The organism is Phenylobacterium sp. (assembly GCF_036677185.1).
In the GTDB taxonomy this organism is placed as follows: domain Bacteria; phylum Pseudomonadota; class Alphaproteobacteria; order Caulobacterales; family Caulobacteraceae; genus Phenylobacterium.
This window is the reverse complement of sequence record NZ_JAKFEN010000012.1, coordinates 293,201-318,306: the sequence shown is the minus strand read 5'-3', so window position 1 is coordinate 318,306 and position 25,106 is coordinate 293,201. Positions and strand designations below refer to the sequence as shown.

The window sequence follows — 25,106 nt, the reverse complement described above, 5'->3', positions numbered from 1 at the left end:
GAACTCAGAGCGAGAGGAAGGACGGCAACCGCACGTGGCGGCGGGCGACGTCGACGAAGTGCGGATCGCGGCGGGCCGCCCAGACGGCGGCGGCATGGCCGACCAGCCAGACGGCGAGTCCGACGAGCCAGAGCCGGAGCCCCAGGCCCACGGCGGCGGCCAAAGTGCCGTTGAGGATCGCCACAGACCGCGGCGCGCCGGCCAGTAGGATTGGCTCGGTAAGCGCCCGATGGACGGGAGCCATGAAGCCCGGGATGTCGTTGGCGGCATCCATCAGACCAGCGCCCCGCCGCCGAAGGAGAAGAACGACAGGAAGAAACTCGAGGCGGCGAAGGCGATCGACAGGCCGAAGACGATCTGGATCAGTCGGCGGGAGCCGCCGGAGGTGTCGCCGAAGGCCAGGGTCAGGCCGGTCACGATGATGATGATCACAGCGACGATCTTGGCGACCGGCCCCTCGATCGAATTGAGAATCTGCTGCAGCGGGGCTTCCCAGGGCATGGAGGAGCCGGCCGCATAGGCGGGCGCCGTCATGAGCGTGGTGAGCGCCGCGGCAGCCAGGGCGACACGCGAGGCAGTTGAACGGAGGGGCATCAGCAGTCTCCAGAGAGGTCAGGGTTGGGAGAGATGGCGGGGTGGAGGCGGTAGTCGCCGGAGGGCTCCAGTCTCTCGACCCAGGCGAGCTCGACCAGGCGGCGCTCAGCGCCACGGCCGGCGAGGACAGCGATCAGGTCGATGGTCTCGGCGATCAGCGCGCGCGGGACGGTGACGACAGCTTCCTGGATCAGTTGCTCAAGCCGCCGCAGCGCGCCCAGCGCCGAGCCGGCGTGCAGCGTTCCGACGCCGCCGGGGTGACCGGTGCCCCAGGCTTTCAGGAGGTCGAGCGCTTCGGCGCCCCTCACCTCCCCGATCGGGATGCGGTCTGGACGAAGGCGCAGGGCGGAGCGAACCAGGTCGGACAGGGTCGCGACGCCGTCCTTGGTGCGCAGCGCCACCAGGTTGGGCGCGGCGCACTGCAGCTCGCGGGTGTCCTCGATGAGCACGATCCGGTCGCCGGTGGTGGCGACCTCGGCCAGGAGCGCGTTGACCAGCGTGGTCTTGCCCGTCGAGGTGCCGCCGACCACCAGGATGTTGCGGCGCCCGGCCACGGCGCAGGCGAGCACCGACGCCTCGCTGGCGGTCATGATCCCGGCGGCGGCGTAGTCGGCCAGGCTGAAGACGGCCACGGCGGGCTTGCGAATGGCGAAGGCCGGGCCGCTGACGATCGGCGGCAGCAGCCCCTCGAAGCGTTCGCCCGTCGTTGGCAGTTCGGCCGACATCCGCGGGCTTCCGGGATGCACCTCGGCGCCGACATGGTGGGCGACGAGCCGAATGATGCGCTCACCATCCGCCGGGCTCATCCGCTGGCCGGTGTCGACTAGCCCACCGGCCAGGCGATCAACCCACAGGCGGCCGTCGGGATTGAGCATCACCTCGACAACGGCGGCCTCTTCGAGCCACGCCGCGATGCCGGGTCCCAGCGCCGTGCGCAGCATGCGTGCGCCGCGGGTTGCGGTTTCAGTTTGGAGGGGGATGACGCTCACGGGATGTCTCCGGGGATGGCGGAGACAAGGAGAAAGAGCCGGATTGGCTTGAGATCAACAAGCCAAAGCCCAGCGTAGCGGCCTAGCGTAGAGCGACAGGCAACCGGCAGGATGATGTAGTCGAACAGCCCGCCTTGCAGCTGCCGAAGTTGTTTGGCCGTGCGGGGTTCATCGACAACGCGCCAATTCCAGACCCCAAGATGCCGGCGGTGTCCGGACTTTCGCTAGATGTACCGCGCGTAGTCAGAACTGACGTTCTCGCTGGCTACATACTTCAGCACTTCACCCACGGCTCGCGCCGCCCTGATCGGGATCGGCAGCTTCTGATTCATCTGGGTAGAGTTCCAGTTGACCTTCGTGAGCGCCAACACCTCTTTCGCAATCTGCGCGATGGTGCTGTCGCTGCCGGCATAGGGACAAAGCAGGAGCGGCTTGGGATCGTAGAGGCCGGGATAGGTTCCGTAATAGGGGATGCTGCCGTTCGTATAGAGCAGGCCCTTGCCATCAAGCTCGACGAACGTGCCCCGCATCACGGGATAGTTGCCGTCCCGCAGGATTTTGACTGAAGACGATTCCTGGACCCAGACCAGATCGCGCAGTTCGGCTCCTGCTTCGTTCAGCGCCTTGAGGATACCGTCCGCTTCTTCCTCGCGGAATTGCGATGTCTTCAGCACAATCACGCGGGCGGGATAGTTCTTGTGGTGGTTCTTGTAGGCTGCCAGCGCGTCGGCGATCAGTTGGTGCGCGTCCTCCTGCGTCATGTAGGGGTGACGGCCACGGCTTTCGGTTTGGGCGCGCTTTCCCTTGAGAATAAACCCACGGCCCCGCTCGTCGAACATCTGGGCTGCGCTGGTGAAGAGCTGCTGGCCGCCTACCTCGCGGTAGAAGCTGATGCCAATGTAGCAGGCCGTAAACTCGCCATCCTGCGGCATCTTCCGCCACGGAATGCGCCCCGTACCCTTATAATAAACGGTCGTGAGCAGATTCCAGGTCCGGTCAGCCTGGTCCTGAATCTTCCGCGAGCGGCTTTCCTTGATCTTGCGGGGAATGCTGGCGTTTTCGTCGAATACGTCCTCCCACACGATCTGAATGGGAAAACTCAGCCCCATGGCTCTTGCTTTCAGCATGCCACGGAAGTCAGGGGCGTCCGATCCGCCGCTGTCATCCTTCTCGACGGTGCCGTTGGCGTCGACCTTCGCGTTCCATACGCGCTCGATCAGGCTGATGGGCAGCGCCACGATGGCGACGTCGGGCCGGTGGCTGCCCTCATCGAGGGTCTGGAGTTCCTGAACGATCTCATCGACCGCCATTTCGACGGCTTTGCCGTGATGCGGTTCCTTCCTGATCTTGTCGATCTTCGCCTGGGTAATGGCGGCCGTCGCGCTATCCGAAATGTCGAACTTGCAGCGGAAGGGATTCTGGTTGCCGAGGCCGGGAAAGTCGGGGTGCAGGTTAGGGTGCTTCTCGCCCTTGCCCTTAAAGCCTGCCGCGGCGGCTTTGAAGAACACCTTGGTGTCCTCGACGGTTTTCGCACTGCCGACCACGGCAATTTTCACCGCGTCTCCCGCCGGGACTTGCAGTGGCCCGGCCTCGAACAGCCCAAGCCGTGGATCGGGGTGGTGATGCTTGTCGCCGAATTCGAGATGCGGCTCGTCGAATATCTTCGTCTCGAACTTCATCCGAACAGCAACTCCTGCACGTCTTCGGGCTCGGGAGCAGTCTTTTTCGGCGAGCCCCACACATCCTCCGGTACGCGCGTGGCGAGTTCCACCGTAGGCGGCTCGCCGAACCTCAGTCGAGGCGCGGAGGAGGCTTCTGCGAAGAGACTGTCCGCATCGCGCTCGAACTGAGTGAGAAAGCGGTGCCACATAATGACCTGCCCGCGCAGGGAGGCGCTGTTGTCGAGCCGCTTTTTGCCCGCGAGCAGCGCGCCTGGATAGGAGTGCGTGATGAATCCGTTGGTGGTGAAGAAATAGGTCGGGTTGACCACCAGATACCACTGGTCGAAGAGCCGCTCGAAGCGCGGCACAAAGGCGTGGTGCCGGACGAACTCCACGCGCGTCTGGTCAGTTTTGTTGCGCGCGACGTTCACGACCTCGGTGGAGGTCTTCTTCTTCGAAGCTTCGTAGAAGAAGGCTCGGGACGAGTTCTCCGCCTGCGCCCGGAAATAGAACAACTTCCTGTCCTTATTCCAGCCGAGGTCCGCGCGGACCTGATAGTCGAACGCCATCCTCAGAAGGTATGTGAAGTTGTTCTGCTCATCGTGATCCTCGTGGAAAGCGAGGACCGCTGTGTCGATGGCCTCCACCTGGTCGAGGTCCACGATGCGCCTACACGCATTCTCGCGGGGATCTGCGAACGACCAGAACGTGCCGTCCTTGATAACCCAGTCGAATCGAGCGGGCTCGTCGGCGTCGAGCAGGATCGCGGCGGCCTGTTTGGGCGCATAGGGCGTCGATGCGACGAACATCTCCGTGGGCAGCGTCACGGGGAGAATGTTGACCAGCGCTTCTTCACCGCCACCCAGTGGGGGAACATAATAGCCGAAGCCAGCCTTGGGCACGGTCAGCGCGGCCAGCCGGTCCACCGCGTTCGAGTCCAGAATGTCGGTCTGCTTGTTGAAGTGGAGTTTGCGATCCTCGCGCTTCGGATCGACGAGCACTTCGTTCCAGAAATACGTCTCGTCGGATTTGCGGTAGAGGACGAGGATGATCGGGAGATTGGAGCCCTGCCAGTAAGCTAGGTCGTCCGGGCGGAGCAGGTAGGTGAAGCCCGTATCGTCTTCGGAGGAATAGCGCGACGATTCGGTTGCCTTGACCTGCACGGCAATCATCCGGGCGAGCGGCTTGCCGTTGTCCATCACCTCCGCAATGCCATCGACGCCTGCCTCCAGGCGGGAGCGTCCATCAAACTGAAAGCCCATATTGAGGAAGCGCAAACGGACTGCCGTTTCGCCAATCTCACCCAAGAGCTGACTTGCAGTGATGGTTTTGGACATGCGGGGAGGTTAGAACAATACATGAACCCTGTTAAGGGCTCTTCTCTGGTGGGTACCGAGACCCGCGCCAGCGACAAGCAGGGTCTTGATTCTTGATTGGCCCACCCTCCTAGAGCGGACGCTCCCCCAGAGTCAGGAACGGTCAAACGGAGACTGGTCGGGTTCCTCTGGGGTGGAGCCCTGAACGCTCGGCGCCCCAACCGGTTGGACATCACCGAGCACCTCCTGCGCGAAGTTCCGCCCCGCCGCCATGCGGCGACCCAGAGCCTCAACAAACCCCTCATAGCGTTCGCGGCCCTTCGCCTGCGCCGCGGTCTGGGCGCTGTCTGGCAAGGGCGGGGTCGCTGTGAGCCATGCGCGGATAAAGAGGGCGATGGCTTCGTTCGCAACAGTGAGATCCCGCTCCAGCCGCTCGACCTGCCGGCTCATACGGTCAAGCCGGCGGGTCACCGCCGCCTCCATCCGTTCCGAGCCGTCGGGCGACAGGAAGGAAGCCACCGCCGCGCGCACGACCTCCGATTTCGGGCGGCGCGTCCGCGTCGCCATCTCATCGAGCGCCCGGGCGAGGTCGGCGGGAAGGTAGACCTTGGTCTCAATCTTCATGGCGGGCCTCAGAGCGGAATGCCGTCGTCGGGGTCGAGCGAGGCCTGACGGGCCGCCTGGCGGACGCGGCTTCGCAGCCGCGCCGCGGCGGCGGTCTCGGCGTCGGCATCGTCAGGGAAGAGTGGAAGCTCGGAGACCGGTTCTGTCGGCATGGGTTCGACGACATCCGGGGCGCCCAGTTCCGGCTCGCGGCGCAGGCCGCCTTCGGTCTCCTCGTCCATCACGCCGGCCGCGTTGCGGACCCCGGCCTGATGGATCACACCGTCCCAGCCCGTCGCCGTTCCGCTCGCCTCCGAGCCCACCGAGGGCGGTGGCGGCGCCAGGATGCGCCGCTTCAGGCGACCGTCCTCATAGTAGCGAACCTTCGTCGCCCGGATCGGTGGGCAGCCGGAGACCAGCACCAACTCGTCGGTGGCCGCCAACTGCATGACCTCGCCGGGGGTCAGCAGCGGCCGGGCCGTCTCCTGGCGGCTGACCATGAGGTGCCCGAGCCAGGGCGAGAGCCGGTGGCCGGCATAGTTCTTCATCGCCCGCAGCTCGGTGGCGGTGCCCAGGCTGTCGCTCACCCGCTTGGCTGTCCGTTCGTCGTTGGTGGCGAAGGCGACCCGGACGTGGCAGTTGTCGAGGATGGCGTTGTTGGGCCCGTAGGCCTTCTCGATCTGGTTGAGGCTCTGGGCGATCAGGAAGGCCTTGAGGCCGTAGCCGGCCATGAAGGCCAGGGCGCTCTCGAAAAAATCGAGCCGGCCCAGCGCCGGAAATTCGTCGAGCATCAGTAGCAGTCGGTGGCGACGATCCTTGGCGGCCAGGTCCTCGGTTAGCCGACGACCCACCTGGTTGAGGATCAGCCGGATCAGGGGCTTGGTGCGGCTGATGTCCGACGGGGGCACGACCAGGTAGAGGGTCGCGGGCCCCTCCCCCGTCACCAGGTCGGTGATCCGCCAGTCGCACCGCGCCGTGACCTTGGCGACGACGGGGTCGCGATAGAGGCCGAGGAACGACATGGCGGTGGACAGCACGCCGGAGCGCTCGTTGTCGCTCTTATTGAGCAGCTCGCGGGCGGCCGAAGCCACGACCGGATGTGGGCGGTCGCCCAGATGCAGCGTCGCCATCATCGCGCGCAGGGTCACCTCGATCGGCCGGCGCGGATCGGAGAGGAAGGCCGCCACGCCGGCGAGCGTCTTGTCCGGCTCGGCGTAGAGGACGTGCAGGATGGTCCCGACCAGCAGCGAGTGGCTGGTCTTCTCCCAGTGATTGCGGCGCTCCAGGGCGCCTTCCGGGTCGACGAGGATGTCGGCGATGTTCTGGACATCGCGGACCTCGGCGTCGCCGCGGCGAACCTCCAGCAGAGGATTGTAGGCCGCGCTCGCCGCGTCGGTAGGATCGAACTTCAGCACCCGGCCGAACCGCGCGCGCCAGCCAGCGGTGAGGGTCCAGTTCTCGCCCTTGATGTCGTGGACGATCGCCGAGCCCGCCCAGGCGAGCAGGGTCGGCACGACCAGGCCCACGCCCTTGCCGCTGCGGGTCGGCGCGAAACACAGCACATGCTCCGGCCCGTCGTGGCGCAGGTAGTCGCCGGCCAGGCGGCCGAGCACCACGCCATCAGCGCCCAGCAAGCCGGCCCGCGCGACCTCCGCCCGGTTTGCCCAGCGCGCCGAGCCGTAGGTCGTGACATCCTTCGCCTCCCGCGCCCGCCAGACGCTCAGGGCGATGGCCACGACGATGCAGACGATCCCGCCGGACGCCGCGATAGCGGCGCCCTCCAGGAAGATGCGGGGCGCATAGGCGTCGAAGGCGAACCACCACCAGAAGAAGGCCGGTGGCGGGTAGACCGGCCAGCCGAGCACGCGGAACCAGGCGGACCCGAGCTCGGGCTGGAACGCCAGGCGCCACGCCGTCCATTCGGTCGCGGCCCAGACGAAGCCGAGCGCGATCAGGCCGACGATGAGGACTTGGCCCCACAGGATCTTGGTGGCGGACATGCGGATGGACTCCGGATCAGAGGGAGAGGCCGCGCAAGCGGCCATGGGCCCAGTCGACGCCGCCGCCTGGCGTCAGCACGCCCGTGACGGACTTGCCGAGGTGGCGCTCGAGTTGCCGCGACCAGGGGACCAGCTGGAAGCCGAGGCCGTCGTCGATCATCGCGAACCGGCCGGACGCCAGGGCGAGGCGCTGCCGATACTGGCCGGTGATCGCGTCGCCCTCCGCAGTCGGCTTCAAGGCCAGCCCTGACTCAGCGGAGAGCCTGACGGCGACCGTGGCGAGCTCGCGCGTCCGGAGCGTCTGGATGAGGTCCTTGGCGAACACCCACCCCGAGCCGGCGCGGCGGGCGAGCCCCTCCCCTGCCAGATGCTCGGCGCGGGCCTGGAGGGCGGCCCGGACGTCGGCGCCGAAGCCCGTCGTGGCCAGCGGCGCCGGCTCACGCGCGACCAGTTGCCGATCGAGCCAGGTCGCGCCCCCCGCCTTCACCTGATCGGCCAGCTCGAGGTCGCTGCGATGCAGGAGAAGGCCCGGCCCCTTTGCCTCACCGGACGGGCGGAATTCGACCAGGCCGCCGACGGGCGTGTCTCCCGCCGCGTCCAGGCTCGGAAGCCGCACGTGGTGGGCGCGGCCATCGGCGCCGTCGATGGCGACGAACGCCTCCCCGCCGACCTCGTCGTGCAGGCCCCGGCCGGCCAGGCGACCCAGGATCGGGTCGGCCGACTGCTCGCCATGCGGCGCCAGCTCGGCGGCGGCCCGCTGCTCGCCCATCGCCCGGTGCAGGGTTTTGATGATGTCACCCCGCTCGCCAAGGCTCCGGAGCGTCCGCTCGTGGTCGGGCCTGAGCCGCCAGGCCGCCGGTCCTTCCGGCTCGGCCAGGCCGAGCCGCTCCAGGACCTGGGCGCGGCCGACCAGCAGGCGGCGCATGTCGCTGTCCGAGTCTGGCGCACCAGGCCGCAAGTCGACCCGCCCTTCGTTGTGGTCCGCCAGGCGACGAAGCGCCTGGTCGAGCCCCGTCCAGCGCTCGGACGTGACCTGCCGTTCGAGCACCGCGTTGATCTCGCGCTCCGACCGCGGCCCCAGCTCCAGGGAGACCAGCGCCTCGGCCCGGGCTCGCAGCCCGTGGCTGATGTAGTCGCGGCTGATGACCAGGTCGGCGCCGTCGTCCGTCACGCCGCGCACGAGCACATGGACGTGCGGGTTGTCGGTGTTCCAGTGGTCGACGGCGACCCAGTCGAGCCGCGTCCCAAGATCCCGCTCGGCTTGCGCCATGAGGTCCCTGGTGGTCTCCCGCAGGCTCTCGAGTTCGCCGGCGTCCTCGGGCGACACCATAAAGCGGAAGTGATGCCGGTCGTCCTCGCAGCGGGACGCGAAGGCGCGGTCGTCGGCGGCGTCGGAACCGGCGTCGAACATCCGGGCGTCGCGACCTTCCCGGTCGACGCCCTCGCGCTTCAGGTAGCGCAGGTGGAGGCCCAGCGGAGCGGCGCGATAGCGGGCGCCATGGTGGCGCACCACCCGGGCCTTCACTGCCACGCGCCGGTTGGGGTTGCGCAGCGCCGAGGCGATCGCCGCGCCGCGGCCACGGCCGAAGCGCGACCCGGCCGACGCCCTGAGCCCCTGCCCCTGGCCGCCCGCCCGGTTCGCCGCCCGCAGCACCTGGCCGACGAAGCTCCTGGCGCGGGCGCCCGAGCGCCGGCCGCCATCGCGCATGCGGCCAGGCCGGACCCGGAACTCATTGTCACGGCGCATGTCGCGCTCCGAGACGGATGGTCCTGGAAAACCCCTTGAAAGAATTGAGGAAACCCATGACAGCAAGACCCCATCGCGCCATGGGGCCCGGAAAAACCTCAACACCCACAACAGGTTGCGGCCGATCCGGCCCGCGCCTTTTATCTTGCCATCGCCTGGAGCTTCTCCTCGAGCCCCATGACCCCGCTGGCTTCAATTGCCGGGGGACTAGGTTCGGGCGGATTGGAGGCGTCGCCGTCATGGCCGCACCCCGCCGTCCAGACGAACCGCGAAGAGCGGGTCTGCCAGATGTCCTGTCTCTGATTGCGTGGATGGAACTGGAGCGATCTTCTCAGCCGTGACAGGTCCATCGTCCGTCAACACACGCGCGCCGGCAAAGAGCGGCGCGCGCCTCCAGTCGGGAGTGCGCAATGCCGCGACCGCGCCCCGCCCTGAACCGGAACCAAGGCCCAGATCCGACACGACGGCGGTCACATAGGCGCGCGTTTCCTGGGGCAAGGGCCGCCCGGTCGACAGGTGTTCGGCGTATCGGCCTGGGCCTGCATTGTAGGCAGCGAGGAAGCCTGGGACGCCGAAGCGATCGCGCAGTTCGCGCAGATAGGCGGCTCCCGCAATGACGTTGTCGCGCACGTCGAACGGATCATCGCCGAGCTCCAGCCGGGCCCGGAGTTCGGCCCAGGTCCGAGGCATCAGCTGCATCAGCCCCATGGCGCCGGCGCGTGAGACGGCCCGCGGATTTCGGGCGCTCTCAGCGCGCATCACGCTCCAGATCAAGGCCTCCGGCAGGTCGAACCGACGCGCCGCCTCCTCCACCGCAGCCTCGATCCGCGTGCCAAGATCCAGCCGAGCAGCCGCGCCCTGCGGCGAAGGCGCCGGCACACCCTGCGCCTGAGCGGCGACCGGCCAGACCAGCAGAACCGTCGCTGCAACACAGACGCTGCGCAACCGCCGAGCCGAGGTCCCGCCAGAAGCAAGACTGCCGCCGAGCTCGCGGCCGTCCAGGGCAAGGCGCTGGCGCGCCGGCGCAAGGCGCCGCCCTGGACCGCCGCTCCGCGCGACGGCTGCATCGAAGTTGGCCGGGACGGGGAAATGACCCCTTCTTCGACCGAACAGGGAAATGACGTGGAGAGGGAGGCGTAGACGCATCTCAGCGCCCTCCCCGCGTCCAGATCGGGATCGCACGGCCGATCAGATCGGCCCGATGGCTCGGACCGAAATAGCGGCCGTCGAGGCTGTCTGGGGCGCTGTTGAGCAGCAGCAGGTCGTCCCGACCAAGCCGGTAGCAGCCACTCCAGACCGGCAGGCGGCGGCCGAGGCGATCGCGTTCCCTTGCGCGTGCGACGCGCCGGCCATCGACGGTCAGGACCTCGCCCGCGCGGCAGATGCGCTGGCCGGTGACAGCAGCGACGTGCTTGACCAGCGGCACGCCGCGCGGCAGGTAGCCTGCTTCGTCGAACCAGGACGCCAGCGGTTCCGGCGGTCGCGCGACAACCAGGTCGCCGAAGGCCGCACGCTCTGTCGGCGCCAGGCGGTAGAGGCCGACCGGCGCGCTCGCCGTTGTGTTCCACATCAGCCAGGGCGCCGGCGGCGATATGGCCGTGAGCGCCAGCGACATTGAGGCGGTGGACGTGGCGCAGAGCGTCTTCCAAGCGAAGGTCATGCGCCAATCCTCCGGCGCAGCAGCCAGGCGCGGTGACGCCCGGGCGCATAGACACGAGGAGCTTCGCCTGCGCTGATCCGGCTGGCCACGTGCCGCCAGTGGTCCGGCGCCACCTGACAGGGATCGACCCCCGCCTGCTCCACAGCGTCGATGGCTTCGAGCACGCGCTGGACCTTCGGCCAGCCGCCGATGTGCAGCAGCAACTCCCCGCCCGGCGCCACGAAGGGCACGGTGGTGAAGGCCTCGCCAGGCCTGACCGCGCGCAGGATGTCGATCCGGGACTGGGCCGTGCCGAAGTCGTTGGCCTGCCACCGCACCAGGGCGAAGACCGCGCCCGGCGCGAAGGACAGGACGCGCAGGCGGCGGTCGATGAGCCGCTCGGCCGCTGGTCGGCCGAAGCGCACCCAGCGCTCGATCTGGCCCTCCTGCCATAGGAGTTCGACGTCCGTGGACATGGCGCCGGACCTCAGCGGAACGTGCGCGGCGCATAGGCCGGCGAGACGGCCGCGTGCCGCTTGGCGGGCAGGACGGCGCCCTGGCCAGGGTCGCTGGTGGACGTCTTGGCGCCGCGTTCCGCCCAGCCCTGGAGGTCTTCCAGGACGTAGACTACCCGGCCGCCGATCTTCCGGTAGGTCGGACCGGTGCCGTAGGTGCGATGCTTCTCCAGGGTCCGCCCTGAGAGGCCGAGGAAGCGCGCCGCCTCGGGCGTGCGCAGGTAGCGCGGCGGAAAGCCGGCAAGCGGATCGGACATGGGAGGTCTCCGGATGGCTGGGGCGCATGGAGGCTTGGGCCTCGGCGCCTGCTGGACACCCTGGAGGAGCAGCCTCGCGGCGGCTGATGGCGAAGATCGATCCCGGGAATACGCCACCCGGCTTGAGTGGTCAGATCTTCTTGCGCAGCAGCGCCAGGTAACCGCCGCGAACCAGCCGCGCGGCGCCGCGGCAAAGGCGGATGGCGACGTCGCGGACCGCCGACGTCCGCCAGGCCGCCGAGTCCGTGACCGCCTCGCCCAGCACGTGACCGGCGACCTCGCGGTAGGTGGCGCCAGCACCACGCCCGTCGAGCGCGCGGAGCATGCGCTTGAAGCGGCGGCGACGCTGGAACGACAAAGGATCGGAGGGTGACAAACTCGAAGTTAGCAACCGGTGCAGCGCATCGGCGGCCGCCACGCGAGTTGGGAAGTCGCCATCGAGCGGCAAGATGACGGCGAGCGGCCCTGTGATGTCGGCGCCTGGACTTAGGAGAACCTGCAGGCCGCCCTGCAGCAGGAGGTGGACGCCCTCCTCCGCGCTTCTCGCCTCCGCCACGAGGCCGGAAAGCTGCAAGCCTGGAGCATTGCCAGAGCGCGCCTGCTCCAATGCAACGACAGCGGCCGGCGCGATCTCAGGCCGCCAGAAGCAGCCCGTTTCGCGCGCGTCCAGCGCCGGGTCCGCCGGGAAACCGCAACCCCCATCGGGGCGGAAGCCCGCCTCCCGACCCGGGCGTGTCGTGGCCGCCAACGCCCCGTGTGGCGGCCAAGTAGTCGGATTGATATTGCGGATTGCGCCTCAGGAATTCCCACGCCAGGCCGGTCAGGCCTAGCTCGTCGACGTGGTCGTAGTCAGACCCTACACGCCAGTCACGCGGCGGCATTGCTGTCTCCGTGCGACGGCCCAATAGAGTTGGGAACACCCCAGACGCGCAGTCGAACTGACGTACAAACTTGGTGCGCAATTGCGGCGTTCAAGGTGGCGCTGGCGCAGAGCGCCATGCGCCCGGCGCATGACTACGAGCCGCCGGACTTCAGCAGGTCGAGGTAGCCCTGGTCGGTCATCCAGCGGGCGCGCGCCAGATGGGTCTCGTAGCGCAGCCGGGCCCGCTCGCGGTCGCGCGCCGGATCGATGTCGAGCAGTAGTCGGCTGATCTCCTCCCAGGGCGCGCGCTCGGCGTCCGCGTCCAGCAGGCGCAGATAGAGCTTCAGGTGCGCCCGGTCATAGTCGGTGACCGATGGCTCGGCAGGCGCCTGGTCGGCGATGGCGGAAGTCAACCGGCGGCCCTCCACGTCGGCGGCGAACCGTACGCGGGCAGTTCGTCCAAGTCACTCGACCGGGGGGTGCGGCCCGCGACTCGGGGCCTATCAGCGTGTGGTTTCGTCGCGCCGGAAGAACTCGATGGGATCAACATCGAGCGCCGAGGCCAGCTTCGCCAGCATATCGATCGAGGCGGCATACTGCTCGCGCTCAAGGCTCGACACATAGGTGCGATCGACGGACGCACGGTCGGCAAGCTCCTCCTGCGACAGGCCGCGGTCATGCCGCAGGCGTCGTAAGTTCTTGGCCACCACTGTGCGCACTGTCATGCACAGCAAGGGGCCGGGACGTCGAATATACTGCTACGGAGTATACTCTACATAGTGGGGTGCAAAGCAACGCCCGCCGGAGCGTTCTGGCGGGCGTTGCAGGTTCGGCGGACTGACAATGGTCAGTCGGTTCGACGGCTCCAGACCAGCAGGAAGTCAGCGCCGGAGCCGCTCATCAGGCGCGCATAGATCGGCTCCGGCAGCGTGGGATCATCGAGTTTGACGTTGAGCACGCCACCGCCTTTGTCGTCGGTCAGGCTCCAGGCCGCGCCGCATTCGAGGTCGCCGATGAACACACGGTGGTCCGGGGCCTTGTCGTTCGTTCGCGCGGCGGGAGAGATGCGAACCTCGGCGTCGAGGGTCAGCGTCTTGAGGGCGCCGACATAGCCGTCTTCGGCACGTTGAAAGCATCCGAGCTGGATCATGATGGAAGTCTCCGGGTTGCGAGAGTCCCCCGACAGGGCGGCGACTTCGTGGGGGAGGATGGAAGCCGCCGCCCGCCGGCCGCCGTGCAGGGGGATCACGCGGCCGGAACGGGTGCGATCGATGCGCCTTGGGACGGGGGCGGAAGCGCCGTCGCGTGACCCGCTCGGCCAGTGACCACGGCCGTGATATCGACCTCAAGATGGCCAGACTGCCCGTCGCAGAGCGACAGGCAGTCGCGTGGAAACGGCGGATCGGCGCGCGGCTGTTCGGGGCCGGGGGCTGCGATGCGGCGATCGCGAGGGTGGCTCGGTCGGACGTCCGGTGTTGTCAGTTGGCGTGCTGGATGATCTTCACGACCAGGGCGTTTTCGTGGGTGCCAGGTTGCGCGGGATCGGCATCATCCCGGACCCGGATCAGCCCTTGCACCACCATGGTGGGCGTCTGGACGGCGGTCTGGTCGTAGATCCAGTTCGAAAAATACAGGCAGCCGGGATAGCGGACGGCTTCCCGTTCAAGGAGGCGAAACGCTCCGCCGTTGATCTTCCGGTCCTGCGGCACGAGGTTGATGTCCAGGCCGCCGCCGAGCTGGTGGGCGATGGCATGGCCCTTGATGCGACCGCCCGGCGGCTTGGGGAAACCGCGCATCCGAGAGGCGTCCCGAGCGCCGGAAGCCGTGGCGGCGGGAAAGCCATAGGCAGTGATCAGCCGCTCTTCGGTGAGGTCGAAGAGGTTGCTGAAACCGTCCGTCGCGACCTCGACGATCTCGGCGTCCGCCGCGCCCGCGCGGTACTCGGCCAACCAGATCGTGATCAGGGCCGGCAGAATATCCGCTCGGATCATGATGCCGGCCTCCTCGGGCGACGCCGCGCTGAAGCGCATGATCTCGCTGTAGCGGTCCACCTGCGGGCGCTCCGGAAGGGTATCGGTCCGACCTTATCCGAAAGCGCCCGCATATGGATCACGGACCGCCTAAGCGGCCCGCTCACCGACGGTTGGCTGCAAGCCGTGCAGGAAGTCGGCGGCGCGCTGGGCATGCGCGGCGGCGGTGAAGATGAAGCGCCTGTCGTCGTGCAGCACCTGCAGCCAGTTCTCGATGTAGGCGGCATGGTCGTCGCGCGGCGTCAGCTCGAGGCCGAGATCGGCGCAGAGGAAGGCGGCGCCCAGCTCGGCGACGAGTTCCTCCTTGGCATAGCCGCCATCGCCCCAGCGCTTGCGGCCGAAGTCACGGTCAAGGCGGGTCGGGTGGCGGGTCCAGTGCGTGCATTCGTGGGCCAGGGTCGCGTAGTACGACTCCGGGTCTTCGAAGCATTCGAAGGGCGGCGCCTGCACGTAGTCGGGATGGACGGCGTAGTAGGCTTGGTCGCCGCCATGCCGGATGTCGGCGCCGGTGGCCGCGAAGAAGGCCTCGGCGTGATCGATCCGCTGGGCGTCGTCGAGCTTCGGTTCGGCGACCGCGCGGTAGTGCGGCGGCAGGCCCTCGACCTGTTCGACGTTGAAGACGGTGTAGGCCTTGAGGAACGGGATCTGCCGCTCGACATCCTGGCCGTCGTCGCCCGTCTCCGTCCGGCTGATCCGGTTGGCGTAGACCACCGTCGAGCCGTGTTCGCCCTTGCGGACGTGGCCACCGAGCGCCAGGGCCTGGCGGAAGGTGATCCAGATCGGCGCCGTGTATCCGCGGGCGACGGACTCCGCCCAGAGCAGGATGACGTTGATGCCGCTGTAGGGCTCGCCGGTGGAGCGGAGCGGTCGGCTGATCCGGCCGGCCAGGTGCTCGGCGGACCAGGGCCTGGTCCAGGGACGGACGCCGTTCTCAAGGTCGGCGATGATGGCGTTGGTGACCCGGCTGTAGAGGTCCGGGCGTGAGGTCTCGCGAGGGCGCGTCATGGCGGCCTCCTGTGGGTTCAGGTTGTGGGGAAGCGGCGCCCCGCCGGGGTCCGGCGGGGCGCTCTGCGAAGGGTCAGTTCGAGCCGGTGCTGCGCGACCAGATCAGGACGTATCCCTCCTCGGCATCGACCAGGCTGGCGTAGATCGGAGCCGGGAAGCTCGGGTCGTCCAGCTTGACCGAGAGGTAGTCGCGGTTCTCGCGGGAGGTCTTCTTCCAGGCGGCGCCGAACTCGGTCTGGCCGGCGAAGATGCGGAAGTCGGGGGCCTTGTCGTTGTCCTTCTCGACCTGGCGGAAGGTGGCCGACTTGACGTTGAGCGTCAGGGTCTTGATCGCGCCGTTGTAGTTGCCGGCGTCGTCCTTGGTGAAGGTGCCGATGGTGGCCATTGGGAGTCTCCTGGTTCCTCGGACCGCGCCCATCGCGGCCTCGATGGCGATCCCCAGGACGAGGGGCGGCGGCCGCCGCAGCCCGAAGGGCCCGGAGCGCAGCGGAGGACGCCGGCGACGACTTGTTTGGCCCGCGAGGAATTCGGCGAAGCCGAAGGGGAAAGAAGTCGTTGAGCCGGCGTTGCGGCGGCCGGCGGGGCCGCCTTGGCGGCCCGCCCCCCTTGGCCAGATCAGGCCAGAGAGGCCGCATGGGTCGGGGCGAAAATCGCGGAGACGGCGGTGGCCGCCGCCCACCGTCCGAACCCCGCCACCGGCATCCCCGACACACGAAGAAAGGGGCCGCACGCCTCAACGACGCACGGCCCCCAGGTCCAGACGAGCAAGGCCGCAGGCGCGGACCCGCGCCTTACGCGGCTTCTTCGGCCAGGCTCGGCGCCTCCGCTTGAACGTCCGCCTCAGCCGGAACCGGGACCGGCTTGCGGAGCAGGCCCGGCAGCCAGCCCTTCCCGGCCAGCAACGCCTCGGCCTCCGACGCCATGTCGGGCTTCTTCATGCCGCCGATCCGCTCGGCGGCCTCCTCCGACACGGCCTCCCGCACCGCCTCGCCGATCCGGGCCTTGGTGACGCGGCCCAGGTAGCTCGCCACCGTGGGGGTCCAGTAGCCGCTCATGTCGAGGTCCACGGCCTCGGCCAGCCGATCCGCGTGAGCCCAGGCGCCGGGCCTGCGGTCGAAGGGCGCCCGCACCGCGTTCACCGTCAGGCTCGCGCAGTGGGCCAGCAGGTCCAGAAGCTCCGTGACCGGCAGACCTTGGACGAAGGCCCAGAGTTCATCGGCGTCCTTCGGGACCCGGCTCGCCCAAGCCGCATGCCGTTCAGCGACGCTGCGCCCAGCGTGGGTGTCGTCGATGCCCGGCGCATGGCCGTCGAGGTAGGCGGACACGCCCTTGATCTCCAGGCAGGTGGGCCGCTCGTAGGCCGGGTAGAGGGCGGACAGGGCCAGGGCGTGGACCACCGCCGAGAGGGCCACGGTCGCGTTTCCCGCCAGGGCGTTCCTCAGCGCCAGGGTGCGATGGGCCGTCAGGTCGAGGACCAGCCGCTCCGAGAGCGGCGCGCCGGAGTCCTCTTCCGGCTCCTCGGCTTCCGGGCCGGCGTCCTCCCCTTCGCCGTCCGCCCGGACCTCGCCGCCCGGCTCGGTCTCCGGCTCAGGCTCGGGCGCGGGCACGTCCTCGGGCCGGACCAGCCCCCGCTCGATGCGGGCCACACCGTCCTGGCCGAGGATGACGAACACCCCTCCGCGCGCGATCTCCTCCGGGTCATAGGCCGTGCCGTCACCGAACGCGTCGAGGGCGGCGTCGATCTCCGCGAACCGGGCCTCGACCTCGGGCGGAAGCTCTTCGACCGCATCCCACTCGCTGACCAGGGCGTCGTACTCCTCGGAAAGCGCCGTCATACGGGCCGTCTCCTCCTCCGGGCGCTCCACCGGATGCGGATAGACACGGGCGAGGCCGAGTGCGCGCGGGAAGTCGATGTGCGCCTCGGCCCACTTCCACCCTTCCGCCGCCCGCACGCCCTCGGCGATCCCGGCCAGCTTTTCGGCCGCCAGCCGGTCCAGCAGGCCCACGTCCTCCAGCCAGCCGCCGCCGTCCTCGGTGAAGAGGTCGCGCAGGATGGTTCCGCCCGCCTCGCCGTAGGCCTCAGCGCCGACGAGGACCGCGCGCCGGTCGGTGGCCGCGACCTTGGTTTCGGTCATGGTCCGGCGGATCAGGTAGGGCGGTCGATCCGTCCCCAACTGCTCCAGCACCTGCTCCTGGCGGGCATGATCCTCGCTGACGGCATAGGCCATCATCTGGTCGAGGGTCAGGTCGCCCGCCCGGTAACGCTCCATGAGCTTGGGGCTCACGGCGCCCAGCCGAAGCCGCTGCTTCACCACCTGGGCCGAGACGCCGAACCGGGCGCCGATCTCCTCGGCGCCAAGGCCTCGCCGCTCAGACTGCTCGCGGAACGCCTCGAACTCGTCGGCGGGGTGCATGCGGAAGCGGGTGACGTTCTCGTCCAGGCTGATCTCGTGCGGGTCGTTGGCGAGGTCCACGACGCAGCGCACGGGCTCGGTCTTCCTGATCTGCTTGCGCTTGGCGCGCAGGACGAGCGCGAGCCGCCGTCCCTCACCGATGGTCACCAGATAGAACCCGGTCGGCGTGCCCCCCTCGTCGGTCTCGGGCTCTACCACCGGCGCCTGGAGGACGCCCTTCACCGCGATGCTGGCGGCCAGGGCCTCGATGTCGGCCGCCGCGTGCGGAGTCCGCCGCGCGTTGCGCGGCGACTTCTTCAGCTTGTTGAGCGGCACGTCGATGACGTCGCCGTCCTGATGGATGACTTCGGTCAATTGGGTCATGTCTGCCTCCTTGGGGCATGGCTGGCAGGCGCAAGGCGCGCCTGCAGCCTTGCCCGTCGGCGAGACCGGGTGTGCAAGCGGAGTGGGCGGCTTCGCGGGGAACCGGCTGCAGGGCCCCTGCCCTGCGGTTGGAGCCTGCATGCCCTGCGAGGGGACCGAAGCTGGGCGGAAGCCGCTCCGAAGCGCGCCGAGGGCAGCGCCCTAAGTCACGGCCGCGCGCCAGCGCGGCGCAAAGGAGGAGGCCGCAAGGAGCCTGCGCGACAGGCGCAGCCTGGCGCTGCATGGCGGGATGCGCCGTCGAGCGGCCGGCGGCGCCAAGGCGCGCCCAGGGCGTCACGCCCGTAGGAGCCGCGCGCAGCGCGGCGGGACCGAGCGTGACCGCCGGCCGCTCTCAATATTCTCAAAGGGGCGTTGCGGGGTTCCCCCGCTGGAAGGGGTCGGGCGAGACGCCAGGCTCGACCGCAGGGGAAGGCCTTCCCCCATCTTGGAGGCGGCGCAGGAGCGCCACGCGATCGCTTTACGAACTTATCGAACTTGACGAACCTACGGAAAAGCCACACCTTGCGGGGTGAGAGGAATTGTCATGCCGACCGCCAAGCCCGCACCGCCGCCGACCAAGGCCAAGTCCGCTACCCGCGCCAAGAGCCTCGCCGCATCCGCGCTGTCGCAAGCCAAGCCGGGTCGCGTGACGACCAGCGACTTCACGGTCGCGCTCGGGCCCAAGACGCTTCGGACGCTCTCGTCGCGCAAGGCCAACGTCAAGGCCCTGATGGAGGTCCTGGGCGAGACCATCGACGAGAGCCGCAAGAGCGGCCGGAGCATGGGATTCATGGTCGAGGTCGACCGGACGGGACAGCCGCGGATCCTGCCCGCGAAGAATCTTTCGGCGAAGGCGGCCCCAGAGCCGGCCACCCGTCTTGCCGACGACGAGGACGATCTCGACCGCGCCCTGGATGCCGCCCGCGAACGCGGGCGCCTGCGCGCTGCGGAGGTGCTGAGCGGCGAGGAGATGCTGAGCGCCGACGAATTCGCCGAACTCCTCGGGGTCTCCCGCGTGACCGTCAACGCCAAGCGTCAGAGGCATGAGGTCCTGGCCCTGGAAGGGGCCAAGCGCGGCTTCCGCTTCCCGGCCTGGCAGATCGACGAGAACGGTAAGCCGTTCGAGGTTCTGCCGAAGCTGTTCGAGTTGCTCGGCGACAGCCCCTGGACGGTCTACCGCTTCCTGGTCCAGCGCCACGCCGAACTCGATGGCGCCAGCGCCCAGGATTCCCTGAGGCGCGGCCGCGCCGACCAGGTGGTCGAGACGGCTGAGAGCGTCGCGCGCGGCGCCTTCGCCTAGGTGGCGGGCGCCCCGCCGACGCCGGCCTTCGCCGCCGCGACACTCGACCTGGCGCACATCGCGCCCGGTGCCGTCTTCGGTCGCATCTACCGGCAGGTCTTCCCCGATCCCCTCGGCTTCAGCAAGACCCGCAGCCGCTTCAGCGACCCGCGCCGCCGCGCCGAGGCCAACCGCTTCGGCGTGCTCTATCTCGGCTCGTCGCTGAAGGTCTGCTTCCTCGAGGCGGTGCTGCGCGACGACCGCGACGGCGTCGTCGGCGACTACCTGATGGACGAGACAGAACTGGACACCCGCCGCTATGCCGAGGTCGAGGTGCGCGAGGCCTTAAAGCTCATCGACCTGCGCGGCGACGGGCCGGTGAGGATGGGCGTGCCGAGCGATGTCCAGCGAGGCTCGAAGCAGACGCTGGCGCGCAAGTGGTCTGTGGCCTTCCACGACCACCCGGAGCAGGTCGACGGGATCATCTATCCCTCCCGCCTCAACGGGGAGACGAACCTGGCGGTCTATGATCGAGCGGTCGCCAAGCTGGTTGCACGCCGCATAGACGTTCTGCGCCGAGCGTCCGGACTGGCAGGGGTACTCGACGACTTCGCGGTCGCCTTGATCTAGCCACGGGGTCAGATCCACCGCCTATTCGCTTTCGAGATCGCTGATCCGTTTGGCGATCGCCGCCACGAACACGTTTCGCGGATGGAGCGCGTCTTCGTTCCGGCCTTCGATCATGGCGGCCATGACATCAGTCAGATCCTCGCCAGAGGATCGGAAGACCTGGATTGGCTCGCCGTCCCTCTCCAGCCGTCCGGACGCAATTCGTTCCAGCGATCTACGGTCGAGCGGCTCGAACTCCTTGGCCAGTATCCGCAGTTTCTCGGCCACGGGGATCTCGGCTCCTGCGTCCACGTACCCCGATGGAAGGCCAAGCGCGGCGCCCACGTCGGCCAGTGTGAAGGGCAGCGCGGCCATCCCCTCCGGGCTGACTGCGGTCGCCGGACAACATGCGAACGGAAAGGCCTCGGCACATTCGCGAAGCAGCGCCGCCACCTTCACGAGCTGGTCGGCGCACGCAGCGCCGACGTCGACACCCCGGAGCGCGTCCGGAACGGCCTCGCGATTTCCGGCAAACCGGTAGGACCACCGCGGCGTTCCGAGCATCGCGCCGCCGACGTAGGACACGGGCCCCTCGTGCTGAGCGATGTTGCGCAATTCAAGGAAGAACCCCATCGCCGGGTCAGCCCGCATTCTCGCCTGCTGCGTTTCGTACCAGCGCGCAAAACCGGGAACCCCCGCCATCGACTTCTGAAGCGTGAAGGTCGTGCTGCGGCACGCGCTCAGGAAGGCGTTCAGGTTGAACTGAAACTCAAGCCCGTTGCAGGTGCTGACCGCCGCAAGGAAATACTCGGCCTCCTGCAGCTTTTCCATCGGATGACGGAGCGATGTGAAACGATGCGCCATATGGTCCAATCAGGATCCTAATCCGCGCCGCTGCGCTCGGAGGAAAGTCGAAACTGACGCCCTGGAGGCGTCTCCCACAAGTCACGAGATAGCCGACGTCCGGGAGCCCCAGCAGATGGTCTCCAAGAGGCCACTGCAATATAGTGGCGGTTCGACTGCGCCGGCCGAGCCGCCGCCAACCATGTGAGGGCGTGTGGCTCAGACAGCATCGCTGAGACCGAAGGCCAGGATACTTCAGCTGCTCGGCGACGAGCTGATCGGCAGCGCTCGGCTTGCCGTGTTTGAATTGGTCAAGAACGCCTATGACGCGGACGCGACCGAGGTCGTCGTCACGCTGGAAAACCTCGGAAAGACCGACGCTCGAATCGTCGTCCAGGACGACGGTCTGGGCATGTCAGCCGCGATCATCGAGAACGTATGGCTGGTCCCGGCCAATGACCATCGCCGCCGGCAGCGCGAGCGCGGTGATCGGTCCCCACTCGGCAGACTGCCGCTGGGCGAAAAGGGGCTCGGTCGCTTCGCGGTCCACAAGCTCGGGGAACGGATCGAGCTGGTGACCCGGCAGGCCGGCAGCAAGGAGGTGAAGGTCGTTCTCGACTGGGCGGAACTGCTGTCCCACGACTTTCTCGATGAGATCAGGGTGGAGGTCATCGAGCGCGAGCCCGAACTTTTCGTGGGCGACGCTCATGGCACCCGGGTCGAGATCACCCGTCTCCGCGAGGCATGGCCCCGGGGCGCCGTACGCGATCTCCATCGAAGCCTGACGTCGATCGCCGATCCGACTGCCGGTCCCTCCGATTTCAATGTCGTCCTGGACGTTCCTGGCGCCGAATACCTCATCGACGACCTGCCCGATCCCAGGCGCATCCTCGAGCTGGCGATGTGGGACTTCAGCTTTGTCTTCGACGGGCACGAAATCCGGTGGGACTACACCTTCAGACCCTACAGTGGAATCAAGGTCGCACCGGCTCACAAGAGCGGCGCGGAACCGCTGTTGCGCGCCCGCGATAGGGGGCGGGTGGTCGGCGGTTTGGACCTGATCGAGGGCGTAGGACCCGTGTCGGGCAGCTTTCACGTGTTCGACCGTGACCGCGAAAGCTGGAGCTACATGCAGCAGCGCCAGCTGGTCGGCGACTATCTGAAGAACAATGGCGGAGTGCGGGTCTATCGCGACGGCGTGCGGGTCTACAACTACGGCGAGCCGGACGATGACTGGCTGGGGCTTGATCTGCGTCGCGTTAACACCCCCACGCGCCGGGTCAGCCGCAATCAGATTCTGGGCCGCGTAACGCTTGAACTGGCAAGCAGCATCCTGCTGCGGGAAAAGACTAACCGGGAAGGCTTCGTCGAGAACGAGGCGCTGGAGAACCTCAAGGAGGTCATTCTCTCGGCCTTTGCCATCTTCGAGCGGCTGCGAGCCCCGCACAAGGACGCCGTACGGCAGGCGCTCACCGGCGCGAAGCAGCCCGTAGCACGATCGATCGACACCCCCGCGGAGCAGCTCCGCGGCGCACTTGTCGAACACAAGCTCTCCCACCTTCTGCCGGTCCTCGACGAGATCACCCGCGAGTACGACCAGCTCCGCGAGATCATGCTGACGGCGGGAAACGCGGGCCTGCAGCTGTCGCTCATCTTCCACGAACTCGAGCGCGGGGTGCGCGGCCTCTTCGAGGCGATCCGCCGCAGGGAAAGCCTGGAGGATATCGAGCAGCGATCCCGTTATCTCAAGGACCTCCTCGAAGGCTTCGCGACCATCCTCAAGAAGGAGCCGGCCAAGCCCCAGAGCCTCGCAAAGATTGCCCGGGAAGCGATGTTCCTGAACCAGCTTCGGCTGCGCAGCCACAAGGTGGCCGTCGACTTTCCCCTGGGCAAGGAAGAGCAGCCGGACGTCACGGTGCGCGCCTCCCTGGGCTTGGCCATCGGCGGGGTCTCGAATGCGATCGACAACGCCATCTACTGGACACGGGTGCGCTGGCCTGATGAGCCTGACGCTGGTCCGCTTCAGCGCCGCCTCTGGGTCGGCGCGAGCGATGACTTCCCGGAAGGTCCCGCCCTGATCGTGGCGGACAACGGACCCGGTTTCCGCGACCCGCCCGACGACTTGATCCGGCCGTTCCTGACCCGGCGGCCGGGTGGCATGGGTCTCGGGCTCTACTACGCGAACCTCGCGATGGAGCTCAGCGGCGGAAAGCTGATCTTCCCGCAGCCAGGCGACCTGGATCTGCCCGACTACATTGACGGAGCAGTGGTGGCGTTCGTGTTCCAGGGCGCGAAATGATGGAGCTGGGGGGCGCGCGGGTCATCGCCATCGACGACCAGGAGAAGGATCTCCAGGGCATCGTGCGGGCCCTTCATCTCAGAGGCGTCGGCGTCCTGCCATTCCACTATCAGGGCAGCGACTCCTTGAAGAGATGCGGGCCTGGCGTCCGGATCGTGTTCTCGGATATCAACGTCGCACCGAGCGCGGCGCCGCCGCACGCTCAGCATGCTGCGCTCGCGGCGATCTTCGACGCGGTCCTGCACGAGGCCAACGGGCCCTGGGTGCTGGTCGCCTGGACGGCTTCTCCGACCCAGGTCGGGGATCTGCACGTTGAGCTGCAGAAGGCCCTGGGGTCGGAGCGTGCGCCTCTGGCGTCCTTCGCGCTGGGCAAGAGCGGCTTCACCGACGCCCAGGGGGAATTCGACATCGAGGCCGTCGCAGAGGCGGTGAGAACACAGCTTCAGGCCGATCCCGTCGCCGCCGCCATCATGGACCTGGAAGCCCGGGCGTCCGACGCCGCCCACGATGTCATCAGGTCCGTCCTGGCGCTGGCAGCCGAGGCCGGCGCTCCCTCGATCGCGGATCTCCTGAAGGCGCTTTCCATGGCGGCCGATGGGGCCTCACCGCCCAGAGCGGAGAATGTCTTCCAGACGATCGGCCCCGCCCTGCAGGACCGGCTGATCCGCCGGGGGGTGGCCGCGCCGGAAAAGGCCATCTGGGATGAAGCGTTTGCGCGCGCGACGGGCGCCGCCCTGACCGACTCGCAGCGCGCGCGCCTGAACACCACGCTGCACCTGGACCCAAATGGCCGAGCTGGCGAGCGCGGCGCGGTGTCGATCCTCCCTGACAACCTTGCCGGCGCGCTCAAGCGAGCGCTGCGGGTCGCGCCTGAAGGGCTCGTGTTCGAACATTATCTGAAGCGGGACAAGGCGCTGAAGTCGCTCAAGGCGGCCAAGAGGAAGCAGGATCCCCAGGCGGCAGTCCCCGGCGACGACGCGCTGGAAGCCGAGTTCCGCGGCCAGCTGCAGTGGTGCCTGATCGAGGCCGCGGCGGCCTGCGACGCCTCTAACGCCAAGCGTGGGCTGCGGCGGGCGATCGTCGCATTGGCGGTCCCTTCCGCCCTCGGCGAACAGGCGCTCGTCGGAGAGCATTGCTGGCAATCACCTCTGCTTTCGCTTGGTAGCCGGACCGTCCATCTTGTCACCACGGCGCGGGTAACCATCTCTCCGGTACCGAGGGCGTTGGAGAGCCTGCAGCCCAGCGGCCGCATCCGGGAACCGCTGCTCGACGGCTTGCTCCAGCAGGTCGCTGGATCGCAATCGAGACTGGGATGGATCTACTTCTGATCATATCGCGGGATCGCGATGCGGGGCGCCAACGCCGATGACCACCTTCCGCCACCGTGTCTTCGACGTGGAGATCGAAAGGACGGCGAACGCCGCCAACCTGGACTGGCCAGAGGGCGAACGGTTCAAGTCGGACAGCGGCCTCGGCGGCAACCGTCACTACGAAGATCTGCGACGTCAGCCCTGGTGGCTGTACAAGGAAGCCCTGGCCTATGAGCGGGCCTTCATCCGGCAGTTCGAGGCTGCGGCTGACGATGACGCGCGCGCAGACTTGATCGAGGCGCTTGATGAAGACGAGGATGCCGGCTGCCTCTGTGGTCTCGATCCCGGCGTTGCCTCCTGTGTCCTGGCGCTTTCAGCGTCGAGATGTGCGCCCTTCACGAGCTGCAACGCGGGTGCATTTGATGGGGGACACCTGGAGAGCTATCCGCTCGTCTCCTTTTTCGTCCGCCCCCCACTCGTGGTCTCCCTGCTCAGCTGCGCGGAGGAAGCCAAGGTCGGTCTGCTCGGCTACGGCGGCGCCCTCCAGGTCTATGCGCGCCGGATCACGCAGATGATCGACTTCGCGGAAGTCCTCCATCGGAGGCGACGTGAACTGGCGGCCATCCGGCTGGTCCCCGAGCGTGCGGGTTCGAGCGACGACCGCCAGCTTTCGCTGTTCGATGACTGAGGTCCCGTGACCCCGATCACGCCGTGGTCGCGCAGCGAGATCCA

General features: G+C 68.0%; 27 protein-coding genes. 5 read left to right on the top strand and 22 right to left on the bottom strand.

What is annotated here, in order from left to right; translation table 11 throughout:
* Nucleotides 1-4 precede the first annotated feature (4 nt).
* From V6M51_RS03020 to V6M51_RS02925, 21 genes are all read right to left on the bottom strand, one after another.
* Nucleotides 5-274 carry a VirB3 family type IV secretion system protein gene (locus V6M51_RS03020; protein WP_332764515.1) on the bottom strand — a complete coding sequence of 90 codons (270 nt, stop codon included), beginning with the start codon at nucleotides 272-274 and terminating at the stop codon, nucleotides 5-7.
* Nucleotides 274-594: a TrbC/VirB2 family protein gene (locus V6M51_RS03015; protein ID WP_332764514.1), complete on the bottom strand. Its 321-nt coding sequence runs from the start codon at nucleotides 592-594 to the stop codon at nucleotides 274-276. The genes V6M51_RS03020 and V6M51_RS03015 overlap by 1 nt, the downstream gene beginning before the upstream one ends.
* Nucleotides 594-1,535 (bottom strand): P-type conjugative transfer ATPase TrbB, encoded by a 942-nt coding sequence (trbB, locus tag V6M51_RS03010; protein WP_332764716.1) that lies wholly within the window; start codon nucleotides 1,533-1,535, stop codon nucleotides 594-596. Before trbB ends, V6M51_RS03015 begins: the two co-directional genes overlap by 1 nt.
* Nucleotides 1,536-1,807: 272 nt before the next feature.
* Entirely contained in the window at nucleotides 1,808-3,262 is a 1,455-nt protein-coding gene (locus tag V6M51_RS03005) for an argonaute/piwi family protein (RefSeq protein WP_332764513.1), read from the bottom strand.
* Nucleotides 3,259-4,581, bottom strand: a complete 1,323-nt coding sequence (locus V6M51_RS03000) for a DUF4365 domain-containing protein (protein WP_332764511.1) — start codon at nucleotides 4,579-4,581, stop codon at nucleotides 3,259-3,261. Before V6M51_RS03000 ends, V6M51_RS03005 begins: the two co-directional genes overlap by 4 nt.
* Before the next feature lie 132 nt (nucleotides 4,582-4,713).
* Nucleotides 4,714-5,184 carry a ribbon-helix-helix protein, CopG family gene (locus tag V6M51_RS02995; protein WP_332764509.1) on the bottom strand — a complete coding sequence of 157 codons (471 nt, stop codon included), beginning with the start codon at nucleotides 5,182-5,184 and terminating at the stop codon, nucleotides 4,714-4,716.
* Between the two features lie 8 nt (nucleotides 5,185-5,192).
* Complete coding sequence (locus tag V6M51_RS02990; protein ID WP_332764506.1) at nucleotides 5,193-7,163, bottom strand: conjugal transfer protein TraG; 1,971 nt, start codon at nucleotides 7,161-7,163, stop codon at nucleotides 5,193-5,195.
* Nucleotides 7,164-7,179: 16 nt separating this feature from the next.
* Nucleotides 7,180-8,910 (bottom strand): relaxase/mobilization nuclease domain-containing protein, encoded by a 1,731-nt coding sequence (locus V6M51_RS02985; protein WP_332764505.1) that lies wholly within the window; start codon nucleotides 8,908-8,910, stop codon nucleotides 7,180-7,182.
* Nucleotides 8,911-9,147: 237 nt separating this feature from the next.
* Nucleotides 9,148-10,056 (bottom strand): lytic transglycosylase domain-containing protein, encoded by a 909-nt coding sequence (locus V6M51_RS02980; protein ID WP_332764503.1) that lies wholly within the window; start codon nucleotides 10,054-10,056, stop codon nucleotides 9,148-9,150.
* A 1-nt stretch (nucleotide 10,057) separates the two neighbouring features.
* Nucleotides 10,058-10,570 carry a S26 family signal peptidase gene (locus tag V6M51_RS02975; protein WP_332764502.1) on the bottom strand — a complete coding sequence of 171 codons (513 nt, stop codon included), beginning with the start codon at nucleotides 10,568-10,570 and terminating at the stop codon, nucleotides 10,058-10,060.
* Nucleotides 10,567-11,025: a DUF2840 domain-containing protein gene (locus tag V6M51_RS02970; RefSeq protein WP_332764501.1), complete on the bottom strand. Its 459-nt coding sequence runs from the start codon at nucleotides 11,023-11,025 to the stop codon at nucleotides 10,567-10,569. Before V6M51_RS02970 ends, V6M51_RS02975 begins: the two co-directional genes overlap by 4 nt.
* Nucleotides 11,026-11,036: 11 nt before the next feature.
* Nucleotides 11,037-11,321 (bottom strand): helix-turn-helix transcriptional regulator, encoded by a 285-nt coding sequence (locus tag V6M51_RS02965; RefSeq protein ID WP_332764500.1) that lies wholly within the window; start codon nucleotides 11,319-11,321, stop codon nucleotides 11,037-11,039.
* Nucleotides 11,322-11,451: 130 nt separating this feature from the next.
* Nucleotides 11,452-11,895, bottom strand: a complete 444-nt coding sequence (locus tag V6M51_RS02960) for a DUF2285 domain-containing protein (RefSeq protein ID WP_332764499.1) — start codon at nucleotides 11,893-11,895, stop codon at nucleotides 11,452-11,454.
* A gap of 58 nt (nucleotides 11,896-11,953) precedes the next feature.
* A complete protein-coding gene (locus V6M51_RS23840; RefSeq protein ID WP_442957834.1) occupies nucleotides 11,954-12,202 on the bottom strand; it encodes a transcriptional regulator domain-containing protein in 249 nt (82 codons plus the stop codon).
* A gap of 133 nt (nucleotides 12,203-12,335) precedes the next feature.
* A complete protein-coding gene (locus V6M51_RS02955; RefSeq protein WP_332764497.1) occupies nucleotides 12,336-12,596 on the bottom strand; it encodes a DNA -binding domain-containing protein in 261 nt (86 codons plus the stop codon).
* Nucleotides 12,597-12,686: 90 nt separating this feature from the next.
* On the bottom strand, nucleotides 12,687-12,908 hold the full coding sequence (locus V6M51_RS02950) for a helix-turn-helix domain-containing protein (RefSeq protein ID WP_332764496.1): 222 nt from the start codon (nucleotides 12,906-12,908) through the stop codon (nucleotides 12,687-12,689).
* Nucleotides 12,909-13,030: 122 nt separating this feature from the next.
* Complete coding sequence (locus tag V6M51_RS02945) at nucleotides 13,031-13,333, bottom strand: DUF736 domain-containing protein (RefSeq protein WP_332764494.1); 303 nt, start codon at nucleotides 13,331-13,333, stop codon at nucleotides 13,031-13,033.
* Between the two features lie 328 nt (nucleotides 13,334-13,661).
* Nucleotides 13,662-14,234: a hypothetical protein gene (locus V6M51_RS02940; RefSeq protein ID WP_332764492.1), complete on the bottom strand. Its 573-nt coding sequence runs from the start codon at nucleotides 14,232-14,234 to the stop codon at nucleotides 13,662-13,664.
* A gap of 69 nt (nucleotides 14,235-14,303) precedes the next feature.
* The gene (locus tag V6M51_RS02935; RefSeq protein ID WP_332764491.1) at nucleotides 14,304-15,218 is read right to left on the bottom strand and encodes an ArdC family protein; all 915 of its coding nucleotides are present in this window, start codon (nucleotides 15,216-15,218) and stop codon (nucleotides 14,304-14,306) included.
* Between the two features lie 73 nt (nucleotides 15,219-15,291).
* Entirely contained in the window at nucleotides 15,292-15,603 is a 312-nt protein-coding gene (locus tag V6M51_RS02930; RefSeq protein WP_332764490.1) for a DUF736 domain-containing protein, read from the bottom strand.
* Nucleotides 15,604-16,009: 406 nt separating this feature from the next.
* Complete coding sequence (locus V6M51_RS02925; protein ID WP_332764489.1) at nucleotides 16,010-17,995, bottom strand: ParB/RepB/Spo0J family partition protein; 1,986 nt, start codon at nucleotides 17,993-17,995, stop codon at nucleotides 16,010-16,012.
* 583 nt (nucleotides 17,996-18,578) lie between these two features.
* On the opposite strand from V6M51_RS02925, the gene V6M51_RS02920 reads away from it, so the two are divergent.
* Together V6M51_RS02920 and V6M51_RS02915 are read left to right on the top strand one after the other, a co-directional pair.
* Nucleotides 18,579-19,334 carry a hypothetical protein gene (locus V6M51_RS02920; RefSeq protein ID WP_332764488.1) on the top strand — a complete coding sequence of 252 codons (756 nt, stop codon included), beginning with the start codon at nucleotides 18,579-18,581 and terminating at the stop codon, nucleotides 19,332-19,334.
* On the top strand, nucleotides 19,335-19,943 hold the full coding sequence (locus V6M51_RS02915; RefSeq protein WP_332764486.1) for an RES family NAD+ phosphorylase: 609 nt from the start codon (nucleotides 19,335-19,337) through the stop codon (nucleotides 19,941-19,943).
* 21 nt (nucleotides 19,944-19,964) lie between these two features.
* On the opposite strand, the gene V6M51_RS02910 is transcribed toward V6M51_RS02915, so the two are convergent.
* The gene (locus tag V6M51_RS02910; protein ID WP_332764485.1) at nucleotides 19,965-20,786 is read right to left on the bottom strand and encodes a hypothetical protein; all 822 of its coding nucleotides are present in this window, start codon (nucleotides 20,784-20,786) and stop codon (nucleotides 19,965-19,967) included.
* A gap of 193 nt (nucleotides 20,787-20,979) precedes the next feature.
* On the opposite strand from V6M51_RS02910, the gene V6M51_RS02905 reads away from it, so the two are divergent.
* Genes V6M51_RS02905 through V6M51_RS02895 form a run of 3 tightly spaced genes read left to right on the top strand, consistent with a single transcriptional unit; the run spans nucleotide 20,980 to nucleotide 25,062 of the window.
* Nucleotides 20,980-23,064 carry an ATP-binding protein gene (locus V6M51_RS02905; protein ID WP_332764483.1) on the top strand — a complete coding sequence of 695 codons (2,085 nt, stop codon included), beginning with the start codon at nucleotides 20,980-20,982 and terminating at the stop codon, nucleotides 23,062-23,064.
* Nucleotides 23,064-24,392: a hypothetical protein gene (locus tag V6M51_RS02900; RefSeq protein WP_332764481.1), complete on the top strand. Its 1,329-nt coding sequence runs from the start codon at nucleotides 23,064-23,066 to the stop codon at nucleotides 24,390-24,392. The genes V6M51_RS02905 and V6M51_RS02900 overlap by 1 nt, the downstream gene beginning before the upstream one ends.
* Nucleotides 24,393-24,429: 37 nt before the next feature.
* Nucleotides 24,430-25,062, top strand: a complete 633-nt coding sequence (locus tag V6M51_RS02895) for a hypothetical protein (RefSeq protein WP_332764479.1) — start codon at nucleotides 24,430-24,432, stop codon at nucleotides 25,060-25,062.
* Nucleotides 25,063-25,106 lie beyond the last annotated feature (44 nt).

Coding starts and splice junctions, on each gene's coding strand:
- V6M51_RS23840 (WP_442957834.1), bottom strand. CDS start 12,202: ATGCCGCCGCGTGACTGGCGTGTAGGGTCTGACTACGACCACGTCGAC.
- V6M51_RS02990 (WP_332764506.1), bottom strand. CDS start 7,163: ATGTCCGCCACCAAGATCCTGTGGGGCCAAGTCCTCATCGTCGGCCTG.
- V6M51_RS02965 (WP_332764500.1), bottom strand. CDS start 11,321: ATGTCCGATCCGCTTGCCGGCTTTCCGCCGCGCTACCTGCGCACGCCC.
- V6M51_RS02935 (WP_332764491.1), bottom strand. CDS start 15,218: ATGACGCGCCCTCGCGAGACCTCACGCCCGGACCTCTACAGCCGGGTC.
- V6M51_RS02895 (WP_332764479.1), top strand. CDS start 24,430: ATGACCACCTTCCGCCACCGTGTCTTCGACGTGGAGATCGAAAGGACG.
- V6M51_RS02975 (WP_332764502.1), bottom strand. CDS start 10,570: ATGACCTTCGCTTGGAAGACGCTCTGCGCCACGTCCACCGCCTCAATG.
- V6M51_RS02920 (WP_332764488.1), top strand. CDS start 18,579: ATGCCGACCGCCAAGCCCGCACCGCCGCCGACCAAGGCCAAGTCCGCT.
- trbB (WP_332764716.1), bottom strand. CDS start 1,535: ATGCTGCGCACGGCGCTGGGACCCGGCATCGCGGCGTGGCTCGAAGAG.
- V6M51_RS02910 (WP_332764485.1), bottom strand. CDS start 20,786: ATGGCGCATCGTTTCACATCGCTCCGTCATCCGATGGAAAAGCTGCAG.
- V6M51_RS02970 (WP_332764501.1), bottom strand. CDS start 11,025: ATGTCCACGGACGTCGAACTCCTATGGCAGGAGGGCCAGATCGAGCGC.
- V6M51_RS02945 (WP_332764494.1), bottom strand. CDS start 13,333: ATGATCCAGCTCGGATGCTTTCAACGTGCCGAAGACGGCTATGTCGGC.
- V6M51_RS02930 (WP_332764490.1), bottom strand. CDS start 15,603: ATGGCCACCATCGGCACCTTCACCAAGGACGACGCCGGCAACTACAAC.
- V6M51_RS03000 (WP_332764511.1), bottom strand. CDS start 4,581: ATGTCCAAAACCATCACTGCAAGTCAGCTCTTGGGTGAGATTGGCGAA.
- V6M51_RS02985 (WP_332764505.1), bottom strand. CDS start 8,910: ATGCGCCGTGACAATGAGTTCCGGGTCCGGCCTGGCCGCATGCGCGAT.
- V6M51_RS03005 (WP_332764513.1), bottom strand. CDS start 3,262: ATGAAGTTCGAGACGAAGATATTCGACGAGCCGCATCTCGAATTCGGC.
- V6M51_RS02995 (WP_332764509.1), bottom strand. CDS start 5,184: ATGAAGATTGAGACCAAGGTCTACCTTCCCGCCGACCTCGCCCGGGCG.
- V6M51_RS02925 (WP_332764489.1), bottom strand. CDS start 17,995: ATGACCCAATTGACCGAAGTCATCCATCAGGACGGCGACGTCATCGAC.
- V6M51_RS03015 (WP_332764514.1), bottom strand. CDS start 594: ATGCCCCTCCGTTCAACTGCCTCGCGTGTCGCCCTGGCTGCCGCGGCG.
- V6M51_RS02900 (WP_332764481.1), top strand. CDS start 23,064: ATGGAGCTGGGGGGCGCGCGGGTCATCGCCATCGACGACCAGGAGAAG.
- V6M51_RS02980 (WP_332764503.1), bottom strand. CDS start 10,056: ATGCGTCTACGCCTCCCTCTCCACGTCATTTCCCTGTTCGGTCGAAGA.
- V6M51_RS03020 (WP_332764515.1), bottom strand. CDS start 274: ATGGATGCCGCCAACGACATCCCGGGCTTCATGGCTCCCGTCCATCGG.
- V6M51_RS02950 (WP_332764496.1), bottom strand. CDS start 12,908: ATGACAGTGCGCACAGTGGTGGCCAAGAACTTACGACGCCTGCGGCAT.